This is a genomic window from Halobacillus massiliensis, assembly GCF_900166625.1.
In the GTDB taxonomy this organism is placed as follows: domain Bacteria; phylum Bacillota; class Bacilli; order Bacillales; family Halobacillaceae; genus Halobacillus_A; species Halobacillus_A massiliensis.
Map to the genome: position 1 here is coordinate 976,665 of NZ_LT800499.1, position 13,651 is coordinate 990,315.

General features: G+C 39.7%; 14 protein-coding genes and 1 pseudogene. 9 read left to right on the top strand and 6 right to left on the bottom strand.

Going from position 1 to position 13,651, the window contains the following annotated elements; genetic code table 11:
• Positions 1–25 precede the first annotated feature (25 nt).
• A pseudogene (locus B7E06_RS04865) lies at positions 26–700 on the top strand (HAD family hydrolase); the annotation flags it as partial.
• A 72-nt stretch (positions 701–772) separates the two neighbouring features.
• Complete coding sequence (locus tag B7E06_RS04870; protein WP_082232932.1) at positions 773–976, top strand: hypothetical protein; 204 nt, start codon at positions 773–775, stop codon at positions 974–976.
• Positions 977–1,360: 384 nt separating this feature from the next.
• Here the strand turns inward: B7E06_RS04870 and B7E06_RS04875 are convergent, their stop codons facing one another.
• From B7E06_RS04875 to B7E06_RS04890, 4 genes are all read right to left on the bottom strand, one after another.
• Positions 1,361–2,110, bottom strand: a complete 750-nt coding sequence (locus tag B7E06_RS04875; protein WP_082232933.1) for an ABC transporter permease — start codon at positions 2,108–2,110, stop codon at positions 1,361–1,363.
• Positions 2,111–2,872 (bottom strand): ABC transporter ATP-binding protein, encoded by a 762-nt coding sequence (locus tag B7E06_RS04880; protein ID WP_082232934.1) that lies wholly within the window; start codon positions 2,870–2,872, stop codon positions 2,111–2,113.
• 346 nt (positions 2,873–3,218) lie between these two features.
• On the bottom strand, positions 3,219–3,557 hold the full coding sequence (locus B7E06_RS04885) for a DUF1048 domain-containing protein (protein ID WP_082232935.1): 339 nt from the start codon (positions 3,555–3,557) through the stop codon (positions 3,219–3,221).
• Positions 3,558–3,576: 19 nt separating this feature from the next.
• Positions 3,577–3,894, bottom strand: coding sequence for a PadR family transcriptional regulator (locus B7E06_RS04890; protein WP_082232936.1), 318 nt, complete (start codon positions 3,892–3,894; stop codon positions 3,577–3,579).
• 707 nt (positions 3,895–4,601) lie between these two features.
• Here B7E06_RS04890 and B7E06_RS04895 point away from each other — a divergent pair.
• Positions 4,602–5,057, top strand: coding sequence for a GNAT family N-acetyltransferase (locus tag B7E06_RS04895; protein WP_082232937.1), 456 nt, complete (start codon positions 4,602–4,604; stop codon positions 5,055–5,057).
• Positions 5,058–5,281: 224 nt separating this feature from the next.
• Positions 5,282–5,800 (top strand): DinB family protein, encoded by a 519-nt coding sequence (locus tag B7E06_RS04900; protein WP_082232938.1) that lies wholly within the window; start codon positions 5,282–5,284, stop codon positions 5,798–5,800.
• Positions 5,801–6,114: 314 nt separating this feature from the next.
• On the opposite strand, the gene B7E06_RS04905 is transcribed toward B7E06_RS04900, so the two are convergent.
• Entirely contained in the window at positions 6,115–7,038 is a 924-nt protein-coding gene (locus tag B7E06_RS04905) for an ArsR/SmtB family transcription factor (protein ID WP_179133959.1), read from the bottom strand.
• A gap of 309 nt (positions 7,039–7,347) precedes the next feature.
• Here B7E06_RS04905 and B7E06_RS04910 point away from each other — a divergent pair, with 309 nt between their 5' ends.
• The 5 genes from B7E06_RS04910 to B7E06_RS04930 all read left to right on the top strand — a co-directional run bounded on the left by B7E06_RS04910 (position 7,348) and on the right by B7E06_RS04930 (position 12,839).
• Positions 7,348–8,307 (top strand): ABC transporter substrate-binding protein, encoded by a 960-nt coding sequence (locus B7E06_RS04910; protein WP_179133960.1) that lies wholly within the window; start codon positions 7,348–7,350, stop codon positions 8,305–8,307.
• Between the two features lie 51 nt (positions 8,308–8,358).
• Positions 8,359–9,909, top strand: a complete 1,551-nt coding sequence (locus B7E06_RS04915; protein ID WP_082232941.1) for a sugar ABC transporter ATP-binding protein — start codon at positions 8,359–8,361, stop codon at positions 9,907–9,909.
• Positions 9,902–10,861 carry an ABC transporter permease gene (locus tag B7E06_RS04920; RefSeq protein ID WP_082232942.1) on the top strand — a complete coding sequence of 320 codons (960 nt, stop codon included), beginning with the start codon at positions 9,902–9,904 and terminating at the stop codon, positions 10,859–10,861. Before B7E06_RS04915 ends, B7E06_RS04920 begins: the two co-directional genes overlap by 8 nt.
• Positions 10,862–10,877: 16 nt before the next feature.
• On the top strand, positions 10,878–11,873 hold the full coding sequence (locus B7E06_RS04925) for an ABC transporter permease (protein ID WP_082232943.1): 996 nt from the start codon (positions 10,878–10,880) through the stop codon (positions 11,871–11,873).
• 129 nt (positions 11,874–12,002) lie between these two features.
• Positions 12,003–12,839: a phytanoyl-CoA dioxygenase family protein gene (locus B7E06_RS04930; protein ID WP_218672914.1), complete on the top strand. Its 837-nt coding sequence runs from the start codon at positions 12,003–12,005 to the stop codon at positions 12,837–12,839.
• A gap of 194 nt (positions 12,840–13,033) precedes the next feature.
• Here the strand turns inward: B7E06_RS04930 and B7E06_RS21745 are convergent, their stop codons facing one another.
• On the bottom strand, positions 13,034–13,174 hold the full coding sequence (locus B7E06_RS21745) for a hypothetical protein (protein WP_179133962.1): 141 nt from the start codon (positions 13,172–13,174) through the stop codon (positions 13,034–13,036).
• Positions 13,175–13,651: the final 477 nt, after the last annotated feature.

Here is a 13,651-nt window from a genome sequence, read left to right on the forward strand (position 1 = left end):
TGGTATGCGTATAAGTATGTTTTAAAAGGGAGAGAAGATAATGGCACAATCACTAATCTTTGATATGGATGGAACACTTTTTCAAACAGATAAGATACTGGAATTATCGCTGGATGATGCTTTTAGCCGTTTACAGTCGTTAAATAAATGGGATAAGGAAACGCCTATTGATAAATACCGTGAAATTATGGGGGTACCTTTACCAAAGGTATGGGAGACTCTGTTACCTAATCATTCCGTTGAGGAAAGAGAACAAACAGATGCTTATTTTCTAGAAAGACTAATTGAAAATATAAGCAATGGTAAAGGTGCTTTATATCCTAACGTAAAGGAAGTCTTTAGTTATTTAAAAGAGAATGAATGTTCAATATACATAGCAAGCAATGGTTTAACGGAGTATTTAAAAGCGATTATCAGTTATTATCATTTGGATGAATGGGTTACGGAAACATTCAGTATCCAACAAATTGAATCGTTGAATAAATCGGATTTAGTCCAAAGCATTATAAAAAAATGCGGCATCACTAATGGAGCAGTAGTTGGAGACCGACTTTCAGATATAAATGCAGCCAAAGATAATGGTTTAGTTTCAATTGGATGCAACTTTGACTTTGCACGAGAAGATGAACTTTCTCAAGCTGATATGGTCATTGACGATTTGACAGAGCTACAAACAATATTATCTAAATTACCCAAATAGCTATTAAACTATTTCTTTATTCAATATCTGAACATGTTCTTTAAAGATGAAAAAATTATGAGGAGTGTCTTGATGGGATTTTATTATTTATTCTTACTCGTTATCGGAATTGTATTAATTGTAATTGGAGCACTTAAAAATGATGTGCCTCGTTCAGTTAAAATAGTAATTTTTCTGTTTGTAATTGGTATTGGGTTTATAGTAATGGCGTTAGCATTATTATTGCTTCCCGGTAGCTCTGACGTTATTGCTGAACTTTTGAAATGGGATGAATAAGCTTCAAATTTGCTGAAAGTTCTATAAAACCAAACAGAACTTCCAACTTTGCGGTAGTCTATCAACATTAAACTTTAACAGAGCCATTATTTAAAAAAAGATAAAGGTTTATAAAAATATACAATCAGTATCCAGTTAGGTTGAATTCTCATAAATTAACGTTGTGCTAAAGTAAAAGAAAAGTAAAGATATCTCGAATCCGAGTTTTCAAGTAATGGGGGCTTTAGCTTAATAACTGAATCAGAAAATCGGTTCCTAAACTTTATAAAGGAACCGATTTTTCTATGTTCCAGTTTACTTAACGTTGTATATCCGCATTTTCCTGACGCTATCCCAATACTTGCTTCTTAGCAACATGACAATTATGAGAATGAACTATTGCCCCTACCCTAACTGGCGTTTAAAGACTTCACCGGCTATGATATAAGCGATGACCATGATGCCAATACACCAGGCAAGCGCAATCCAGATTCCGTGGCCTACCGGTCCTTCATACAATAGAGCACGAATTGAGTTCACGATTGAAGTCACAGGCTGGTTCTCTGCAAAAACACGAACAACTTTAGGCATGGTTTCGGTGGGAACAAAAGCTGAACTGATAAAAGGTAGAAAAATTAGCGGATACGAATAGGCAGTCGCCCCTTCCATGGAGCTTGCTGTTAATCCGGGAATGACTGCAAGCCAAGTCAGCGCTAACGTAAATACGCCAAGTATTCCAATTACCGCTAGCCAATCTAGTACATTAGCACTGGAACGGAAGCCCATCAGAAGTGCAACTAAAATAACCACCACGACTGTAAGGGCGTTGGAAACAAGCGAGGTCCACACATGGGCCCACAATACCGACGACCTCTTAATCGGCATGGTAACGAAACGCGCCATCAGTCCATTTTTTACATCCGTAAACAGCCGCAAGGAAGTGTACGCGACTCCGGATGCGATCGTGATTAATAATATTCCCGGCAATAAGTAATTCACATAATTATCTGTGCCAGTTTCAATAGCCCCTCCAAATACATAGACAAACAACAGCATCATCAAAATCGGTGTAATCGCTACGGTAATAATCGTATCTGGACTGCGCATGATATTTCGCATTAAACGCACTAACAGTACCCCTGTTCTACTTTGCATTTACATTTCCTCCTTTTTCCCAGTAATCGAAAGGAAAATTTCCTCTAATGTTGGCTGCTTTTCGATGTATTCCACTTTCTTTGGCGGGTACATCTCTTTGAACTCGGAAAGAGTACCAGTCGTTAAAATTTTTCCTCCATGTAAAATTCCAATACGATCCGCCAATTGTTCAGCTTCTTCCAGGTACTGGGTCGTCAGCAAGATGGTTGTGCCCCCGCCGGCAAGCTCCTTAATTGTATTCCATACTTCAATCCGGGCTTCGGGATCGAGTCCCGTAGTTGGTTCGTCAAGAAAGATAACCTCAGGCGTTCCAATCAGGCTCATGGCAATGTCCAGCCTACGCTTCATCCCACCTGAATACTTTTCGGCACGTCGGTTGGCCGCATCACTCAAGCGGAACCTTGCAAGCAGATTGTCGGCCACTTTAGCGGAATTAGATACCCCACGTAACCTGGCAATCATTATCATGTTTTCCCTTCCAGTAAGCATCCCGTCTAGAGCTGCGAACTGACCTGTCAAACTTATGGTCTCGCGAACACGATCCGGTTGACGTTGAACATCATAACCACAAACACTAGCCTTGCCTCCACTAGGTTTTATTAATGTTGAGAGGATGTTAACCACCGTTGTCTTACCTGCACCATTGGAGCCTAGCAATGCGAAAATTTCGCCCCGCCTTATCTCCATATCCACGCCTTTTAAAACTTTCTGGTCTTTAAAGGACTTTTCTAAACTTTTTAAAGAAATCACTGCATTCGCCATTATTTTTCTCCTCCTTATAATAAGCACATGCTAACCCAGAATTAGAAAGCATTGAATTTCACCTTTCTCAATTAATAAACTGCTCGATCATTTGCAGCTAGATTGACTTACCTACACTAATAAGTGATACTAATATTCTGTATAACTTACTACTGAGCGAAAAGAAAACTGAATAGTGTAGGTGACCATTCTTCTTACCCAGCTATTCAGTCAGTAATATCCTATTGATTTTTCTATCCATAATCCCTTCATAATCAAAAGTCAGTGAGTTAAAAGTACAGAATAAACTCGTCACATATTTTCAGTTTGGTACGGTCATTGGAAGCCAGTGCTCCAAAATACTTTGTTAATCACGACCAATTGTATCATTCAGTTTCGTGCGATATTTATCTTTCCAGGTCTTTTCATCCCTCAGAAGATCGTCACAGAACGTGGCTACATCTTCACCCGTGAGGTCAGTAACTTTTTTCCCTTCCGCTGCACCTTGTTCAAACAGGTCAAGAATACCGTTAAAGATTCTACTGCTCGCTTCCCAGTCAGACAGACCGCCCGTGGACCACATATATTTTTGAATCGCTTTGTAAGCATTATGATATTCACTAGGGAGTGCTTTCGCACGTGCCTCCATGGCCCTCCATTCACGCTTGTCATCTAAACTTCCGATAATTTTATCAAGAATATTCATAGTACTTCTCCTTTTCCATTTAGTATTTTAGTTCATTAATCGTACTTGAGACAAATTCCCACTTTTGCCAAAAGATTTTAAGATGCTCTTGCCCTGCTGGATTAAGGGTGTAAAATTTCCTCGGCGGTCCCATAGTGGACGGCTTTTTCTCAATATTCACCAGATTGTTTTTCTCTAGCCGCATGGTAATTGTATAAACTGTACCTTCAACTACATCAGTGAAGCCAAGCTCTCGCAGTTGTTGTGTGATTTCATAGCCATAGGTTTCTCCACGACTAATAATTTCAAGTACACAGCCCTCAAGTACTCCCTTCATCATTTCTCTGAAGTTACTCATTTTTACCTCCATTTTTATCTAGACGTGATTTAGTACTCTGTATTACAAATATTTAGTATTACTTACTACTGGTATATAGTATTACATAATAGCGGGAATTGTGTCAAGCGTAAATTCTTTTTACGCCTTTCACCTTTAGTTAATAAATGGTGGGGAGGGACAGCACTTAAATCTTCATCCGTAGATCAGCGGCCATTCCTGGTAAAAAAAGCAGACTGGTTGTACCCCAGCCAGGCTAAGTAACACCTTGTGGAAGGACTGGTGAGTGGATCGGTGAAGTGAGCATTCATGATCAGAGGCACCTTTTATGAATATTAGTTATAGCTCACATATTAAAGCAACTGGATTTTACCAGCTGCTTTTTATTGTGTGACCGGGGGATTCTTTACTATAGGCGACTCTGAACTATATAAACAGGGGCAATTGCTCTAAAAAGAATGAAAACAGTGATTGGAAACTGGTAAGAAGTTACATAGAAGCAGGAGTACCTAGTGAAAATTTGAACAAAATACAATTCAACTAACTTGAATGTATCTCAAAATCAAGGATTATATATTTGGAGGGCGATTCTCAAACAAATAGAGGAACCGCTTCTTTTTTATGTATTAACCAGGATTCCGGAAGACTCCGTTTGAAAATATCATATGGAATATTAAGTTAAAATTTAGAATAATAGGTATTATGAAAGTAATTAGGAGGAAAAGAATTTGGAAATTAAAACGAATCGCTTATTGATGATCCCTTGTACTCCAGAAAGCTACAAAACTTTTTCTGGGACATATAAAATGGGGCCTCATATTGAAATGCATTTAGATGAATTAAAGAATAATATTGAATTAAAAGGTTGGGGTGTTTGGTTTGTTATTAACCAAGATCCCAACTCTGTCATAGGAGATGCTGGTTTTAAAGGGAAACCGAATGACCAAAAAGTTGTAGAAATAGGATATGGAATTAACCCTGATGCTCAAAACAATGGTTTTGCCACAGAGGCTGTAAATGGTATTAAGGATTGGGCTTTTGCTTCAGGAAAAGTAAATAAAATTGTGGCTGAATGTTCTTTAGAAAACATCGCATCCATAAGAGTGCTAGAAAAGTTAGGGATGAGGCGAACTTTCTCTAAAGAAGGTTTTATATACTGGGAACTACCACACAAAGTTTTGTAACAAAGGGATCGACTTCTTCCATTATAAAAAGCCGCCAATCATCTTTCAGAAACGGGAGGTGTCTGCTTCTGTATCTGGTAAATCATCAACAACCGGGGTAAAAGAAACCGGAAATAGGAGCTGCGATTTATCCTATAGCTTTTTATTGAAATTATTGGAAAACAAAAGGATATCGTTCATAATTAGATATGAATTAAATTACATATGAAAGGGAGAATTTTTGAATGGAAGAGCTTGAATTACAGTTGTATAACTATAATGAATGGGCAAACCAACAAATTTTTAACCGACTAAAAGAGCTTCCAAAAGAGGTGTATCGTCAAGAAATTAAAAGTGTATTCTCCTCGATATCAAATGTATTAGCTCATGTTTATCTATCTGATCTTGGATGGATAGAGGTTTTTAATGGTAAAAGTATGAACGATGCCTTGGAGTTGGCTTCTCAGCAAAAAAGAGAAACAGAGTCAAAAGGAATAGATGAAATGGAAGACATGTTTTTAAAATTATCAGAGAGATACAAGGTGTTCCTAAGTCAAAAGGGGAATGTAGACAAACCTATGGAAATTGAGAATCCTTCAGGTGGTTTAATGAAAACGAGTGTGTCAGAGCTAGTGACACATGTCGTAAATCATGGGACATATCATCGCGGGAATATGACCGCGATGTTAAGACAAATGGGTCATGTGTCCGTAGGGACTGATTATGGTCTTTATTTATTTTTAAGTCAAAGAGAGAATAAATAAGAACATCATCAAGTGGTTTAACACAACGAGAGTATACTACTTATTCAATTAAAAGCGGCATGTCCTTAATACAAAATTCAAAAGTTGGAAATCAGTAAGAAGGACCTTAAGAAGCTAGTGTTTGCTATGTTTCATAGAGTGGTTCTACTATTCTGTTTTTTTTTTTGGCTATACAGCCATTCAAAAGTAAAATAAATAATCACTGCCCATGTTTGATTTGTGCTATCCATTGTTCACTTCTTTCTAAAGTAGAATTTAAAAAGCCACACCTTTTAACCCAACGGTTAAAGGTGTGGCTTTTTATCTTTTCAATTTCAGGAATAGTCTACTTTTAGTTTAATATCCTGCGGATGATCTCCAAATTCCTTTCCAAATAAATTTATCCCTCCCTTATGAAGCGCATCTTCTTTAATACCAATCTTAAAGCTCAAGAAGTTTTCTTTTTCCAATCCAAGATCCTCAATCGTGACATCGGAAAGGTGGAAGACATCAATAGTCGTTTTTTTTCTAGAAACTTTCCACGTTTTTAAGGTGCCGTATTGAGTATAATCCGTTTCTGCCCAGAGCTTCGAGTTCAATATACCTGGACGGTCTCCAAAGTCGCCTGGGCTGGTCCATGTGCCAATATCTACCCCATTTAGCCATACGGTAATATCGGATGGCCAATTAGAGTCAAAGTGTGGGGCTTCTGAACAGATTTCCATTGAAACTTCCACGGCTTCTATTGTCTTATCATGGGGGATAACAAGCGGCAGCTTATATTCGAAGTAACCCTTTCTCGTCCATATTATCTGGGCGTTTGTACGTTTTGGACTGAAGAAATGGCCTGGTTGATCTTCTGGAATGAGTTTTCCTTCGTGATTGGCCATTCCACAAGTTGGAGCTACCTCGTAATCTACATATTGTCCGATAGGGATCTCCACATCAAAGCTCTCGTATTCATTTAAGTATTCTTTCGGATCATTTAATTGGATATGAATGTCGTTAAAATTCCTTGTGCAAATCCTCATAGACCCTCTTTTGGCAGGGCGGAGTTCAGTCAGTACTAATCCAGATTCCTCCAGCACTTTTATATGGGAGGCAGCGGTTGAAACTGGAATATGCAGACTTTCCGCCAGTTGATGTATATTTGCGTTTTTTGTACTTAATAGGTTTATAATTTCTAATCTTACTTTTGATGATAAGGCATGAGCGACTTTCCGCAGCTCTTCGGGCTTCTTTATCGATAATTCAAACAAGATGAAACCTCCTGGTATCATTTAATACAGATAATTCGTATTAAAAGACGATTTAATCTAGTATTATTCTATTTTACTCAATTGTCTGTATTTTTAAAAGTTTTTTATATAGAGGCTGTTCAGGCGTCGCGACAATTGTTAATTACATAAAATCTGTATAAATACAAAATATAATAAAAAATATTTTGACAATTCAGAAATGGAAGCGTATTCTTTTACTTACAGAAACAAAATTCGTATTAGCCGCCTTTCCTATAAGGTGAAGTTCACATGTGGAATAACCAGCATGAATTAAATTGGAGGGTTGAAATGACACGTTATCGCATTTGTTTATTTTTAATAGTGGTAACCCTATGTTTAGCGGGGTGCAGCAATTCGAGTGGTGCAAAAGACGATTCTGAAGTGGTGGTCGGTTTTTCTCAAATGGAAAACAATAACCCATGGCGGATTGCGGAAACAGAAAGTATTCGGGAGGAAGCTGAAAAACGAGGGTATAAGGTGGTCTACACAGATGCACAGGGAGACACGGCGAGACAGCTTTCAGCGATAGAAGATATGATCGCTCAAGGTGTCGATTACATCATTTTAGCTCCACGTGAATACAAAGGTCTTGGACCGGCTCTTGAATCGGCAAAAAAAGCAGATGTGCCCGTTATTTTCGTTGATAGATTGGCCGAGGGAACGGCAGGAGAAGATTACGAAACGTTCATTGGATCTGATTTTATCAAGCAGGGCGAGCGTGCGGCTGAGTGGTTGGTAGAAGAATTAAACGGTGAGGGTAATATCGTAGAACTTTCAGGAACGACAGGGGCGTCAGTTGCTATCGATCGAGCAGAAGGATTCAGAAACTATCTTCAAGAGCATGCTCCTGAGATGGAGATCATAGCTTCTCAGACGGGTGATTTTGCTCGTTCGGAAGGACAAAGCGTGATGGAGAGCATGCTTCAATCCAATGGAGACAATATCGATGCGGTCTATACGCATAACGATGAAATGGCGATTGGAGCCATCAATGCTATTAAGTCTGCAGGTTACACACCTAATGAGGATATTACCGTCGTTTCTGTGGATGGGACGAAAGATGCGCTGCAATCGATCATTGATGGAGAGTTGGGAGCCACGGTAGAAAGCTCGCCTTTTTTTGGACCTGTTGTATTTGATGTCATTGAAAAGCTGGAAGCAGGAGAGAGTGTGGATACAGAAATTATCATTGAGGACCGCTTTTTCGATGAAAACAATGCGGAGGAATTTTTGGATGAGGCTTATTAGAATTCCAGCCGAAGAGATGGGCAATAGCCAACAAAGAGGGGAGAGGAAGTAATGCCGGAGCAATCGCTTCTAACCATGGATAAGATTACCAAAGAGTTCCCGGGCGTCAAGGCACTAAACGACGTATCTTTCGAGATTAAATCCGGAGAAATTCATGCTCTTATGGGGGAAAACGGTGCAGGGAAATCCACTCTTATTAAATTATTAACCGGGGTGTATCAAAAGAATAGCGGCACTATTTATTTCAACAATCAGGAGGTTAATTTTAAGACTCCGATTGAAGCTCAGCAGGGCGGGATCAGCACCATTTATCAAGAGGTTTCTCTCATCCCTAATTTAAACGTCACCGAGAATGTGATGCTGGGCAGAGAACCAAAGACCAAATGGGGAAATATTGATTGGAAAAAAGCTCATAAAGAAGCCGGTAAGATCTTACAGTCTATAGGCGTCGAAGTTGATGTGAAAAAGTCTGTAAATGAATTCAGCACAGCGGTTCAGCAAATGGTGTCTATCGCACGCTCCGTATCCATGAAAGCTAAGCTGGTCATTATGGATGAGCCGACTTCATCTCTTGATGATCAGGAAGTGAAAGTATTATATCGGGTGATGAACCAGCTTCGTTCGGAAGGAATCGCTATTATTTTTGTAAGTCACCGCCTGGATGAAATCTATCAGATGTGTGACAGAATCACTGTTTTAAGAGACGGAAGCTACATAGGGACATGGAAAACAGAGGAATTGAACCAGCAGAAGCTGATTGCCCAAATGATTGGAAAAAGTGAAGGGGAAGTCATGGCTCTTTCCAACACCAGGCAGGCACAAGACAAACGAAGTGGACAAACCGTCATTCAATTAGAAGGTGTAAAGAAAGGCAAAAAAGTTCATAACGTGCACTTCTCCCTCCATCAGGGAGAAGTCCTCGGGTTGGCCGGACTGCTGGGATCAGGCAGATCAGAAGTAGCTAAAATTATTGCGGGAATTAACAAGAAGGAAGAAGGGACTCTTCATTTAAATGGAAAGGAAGTAGATTTGAATAATACAAAGCAGGCCATTCAAAAAGGGATTGCGATCTTAACGGAAAACCGTAAAACAGAAGGGATTATTCCGAACATGTCGGTGCGTGAAAACATTACCTTAGCCTGTCTTCCGAAAATATCAATGTTTAGTTTTGTATCAAAAAAGAAACAAGACAAAATTGTAGAAGATTATATCGACAGGCTGGGCATTAAAACCCCTCACGCAGAGCAAAAAATAAAAAATTTGAGCGGAGGTAATCAACAGAAAGTGCTGTTAGCCAGGTGGCTGGCGCTTAACCCGCAGCTGTTAATTTTAGATGAGCCAACACGCGGGATTGATATAGGGGCTAAAGCCGAAATTCATTCTTTAATGAATGAATTATCCGCCAATGGACTGAGCTTAATTATGATTTCTTCTGAGTTTGATGAACTGATTCAAAACACAGACCGAATTGTTGTCTTAAGAGATGGCATCAAGGTGGGGGAACTGGATGGTGAGCAAAGGACGCAGGACAACATTATGTCTATTATTGCCAATGAAAGTGATGCCTGCGATAAAAAGGAGGCTTCATTGACGAATGGCTAATCCCAATGCAGTAGTAAGTGAGCCTAAGGCCAAAAAAAGTATAAACTTTCCGCTTACTCAAGTGCTTTTACCTTCCGTAATTGGACTGCTCGCTTTATTTAATATCATAGTGACGGAAAATTTCTTTGAGCTTCAATCCCTATGGAACCTGTTGATTCTGATTTCAACAACTGCTTTAGTGGCGATCGGTATGACCCTTGTAATAGCTACAGGGGGAATAGATTTATCGGTAGGGGCGGTTATGGCAGTAGCAGCTGTTACTTCTACCTTTTTTCTAGGGTCTAACATCTTTGTGCTTATCGTAGGTACACTGTTAGTCTGCTTGTTGTTTGGTTTATTTAACGGGGCCGTTATTTCCTATATAGGCGTTCAGCCTATCATTATTACACTTGCGATGATGATTGCAGGAAGAGGGATCGCACAGGTTATGACCGATGGCTACCTGATTTCCTTCTCGAATCCTTCATATGAATTCATTGGGAAAGGGACAATGGCGGGAATTCCGCTGCCCGTCATTATTTTAATTGCAGCAGCAGTAGTTATTTATTTATTAGTAAAATATTCTACATTTGGACGGTATGTAGAAGCGATTGGAGACAATGAAGAAGCTGCCAATCTATCGGGCATTCATGTAAAGCGGATCAAACTTATGGTTTACTGCCTTGCCGCCGTGTTAGCAGGAGTAGCCGGCTTAATTGAAACATCGAGATTAGCAGCAGCTGATGCTACACGAATCGGAGAACTCATCGAATTAGATGCTATTGCCGCCGTAGTAGTAGGTGGAACATTAATGACGGGAGGAAAGCCTTATATTTGGGGGACAGTAATGGGTGCGCTGCTGATGGGTTTAATTACAATTACTTTTGTTATGAATAACATTCCCCATGCTTACTCCCTTGTGATTAAAGCTTTTATTATAATCGGTGCAATTTTAATTCAAAGAAAAAAATAAAAGGGAGGTGGATGACGTGAAAGCTGCAGTAAATAAAATGACAGCTGCATTTCCTTTTAAGTTGAATGTAAGCTTTATTCAGCAGCAGGGTGCCTTAATTGCTTTAATCTTACTCATTATTTTTGCGAGTGTGAATTACGATAACTTTCTAACCTCCCAAAATATTATCAATGTCCTAAAGCAGAACAGCATGATTGGCATTGTAGCGGTAGGAATGACATTTGTTATTTTAACCCGTGGAATCGATTTATCCGTGGGCAGTTTAATAGCGCTTGGAGGGGTTCTATCAGCGTATTTAACTTCTTTAAACCTTGTTTTAGCTATAGTTGTTCCAATTCTTGCTACCGCTGTTTTGGGGATGGTGAATGGTCTGATCATTGCGAAAGGAAATTTAGAACCATTTATCGTAACTCTTGCCATGATGATAGGAGTCAGGGGAATTGTGTATATCACGACAGGAGAACAATCCGTCATCGTATCGCAAGAGACTGAATCCATTTTTAATTATATTGGAAATGGATTGCTGCTAGGTATTCCATTTCCCGTCTGGCTTTTTATAGGATTGGTGGTTCTTTCCTGGTATGTCCTCCACTATACGCGCTTTGGCCGACAAACCTATGCAGTTGGCGGGAATGAAAGTGGAAGTCAACTCATGGGAATCAAGGTAACGAAAATAAAAGTTTTGGCCTACGTAGTAAGCGGAGGTTTGTCTGGACTAGCGGGAATCGTTCTGGCGGGGAGATTGGGTGGAGTCGCCCAGCCTGTAGCCGGGAATATGTGGGAGCTTGATGCAATCGCCGCTGTCGTCATTGGAGGAACACTACTTATTGGCGGACGAGGAGGAGTAGTAGGTACCTTTATAGGCGTTATGCTTCTCGGAATTGTCTTAAATGTGATTAACCTGGACGGCACACTCGATTCCTGGTGGCAGCCGGTCATCCGAGGCTTGTTCCTCGTAGCCATAGTTGTCATTCAAGCTAAAGTAATGAACACAAATAAGTTGAAAACATAAAGGTCAGCTGTTTAGAAAACTTCTTTTAAGGGGGTGCTCAATGAGTAAGTCTATGCACCAATACTTATCTTTATAAGAGTTGGACGACGATGAATCTATGAAACTACTAATAAATAGGAGGTCATTCAATTGACAAATCAAACCCAAGAAGCAAAAAAATATGATATTGGTGAAATTCAAGGAGCATTGTACGGACCCGGGATTATGGGATTAAAAGGAGCTTTCAGTAGAGAATTTGCTGCAAAACTTGGTGAAGAAATCAATGAGCTGTATGCCGAAGCCCTTCAAAGAGAAGGTGGTGCCGTAGGGCGTGGACCTAAACGCCATTACGTTGAAATTCACCCAGAAGATATCAGCGGCTTTGTAGAATTAGTCACCCATCCATGGCTGCAGACTGTATGTGAATCGGTACTCGGGCCGGACTACAAAATTGTAGAAATTGGTTTCGATGTTCCTAACCCTGGCGCTGTCAACCAGCCGTGGCATCGTGACTTCCCTGCTCCAGATGATACAACAAGAGGTAGACGTTTAAATTCCCTGGCCTTTAACATGACAACCGTTGATGTTGAAGAAGACATGGGTCCATTTGAAATCGCCCCTGGGACTCAATGGGATGATGGCAGTGAGTTTGAACATGAAATGTTTCCTCCAAAAGAGAATTATGAACGATATGAGGCCAAAGCCCAGCAAAAGATGCCGAAAATGGGGGATATCGCCGTGAGATCAGCACTGACCATTCATAGAGGTACGACTAACCATTCGGATAAATCACGACCTGTTTTAGTACTGGGTGTAGATGCCCCTACTGCCAATAACCATGAAAGACATGATCTGCAGGTTACGAAAGAATTTTACAAGACCCTTCCTGAAGATTTAAAACGACACTTGCATTGCAGGCTCGTAGACGAGCTTGAAGTGATTGTGCAAGGGCACTCTATTGAAGGACTGATGATGGGTGAGGCATAAATATTAGGTGAAAAAGGCTGCCTTTTTATAAAAGGCAGCTTTTTTAAAAGAACAGGTAGATTGCTAAAAGCAGTGACTAACCTATGGAAATGGCAAGATTAGAATAGGGTTTCAACTAAAGTGTTAAAAGGTGGGATTTATAGAGGTGCAAGTAAGATTGTAGGTTTGTTTGTGTCTAAGCTTTCAACTAGCAGTTAAATGGAATCCAGTGCTTCTTCTAGGTTATAAATATTGCTCTCAATTACTTCTTGTTTTTCACGCTCTAACGTACGGTTTAATAATTCAAACAGCCTAGTCCTATCTTTTTCGAAGCAAAGTTTTTCTGGGTTTTGCATGATGAGTCTCCTTATAATTGTGACTTGGGAATGGATTCCCACAATGGTAAAATGATAAACATTTATTAGGTACCTACCAGAACTAATTTTCCAAATTTCTTATTAAAATATCCTCTAGTACACAGCAAGAAGAGCGGAAATTGAGAAAAAATAAAAAGCCGGAGCTGGGGGCTCCGGTAAGAAGTTTCTGTATGGTTAGAACTAGCTTAAGAAAGCACTTGAAATGGGGATATTTTTAACTATTGCTAGCCCTATACTATGTAATTCACTTATGTTAAATATTCTAAACAATTTAATAGGCGATTTGGTTAAGAAGTCGTCATTCTTCCTGCAGTGCATAATTGGGATGTTTTTATTATGGAGAGATGTGTTATCCCAATGTTCTTCATAATAATAACAGCACACACATCTACTTTTGAGTCACTCCCCTAATTGAATATTAAGCGTTGTATCCTCATAGTTCCGTTATCCTGAAAA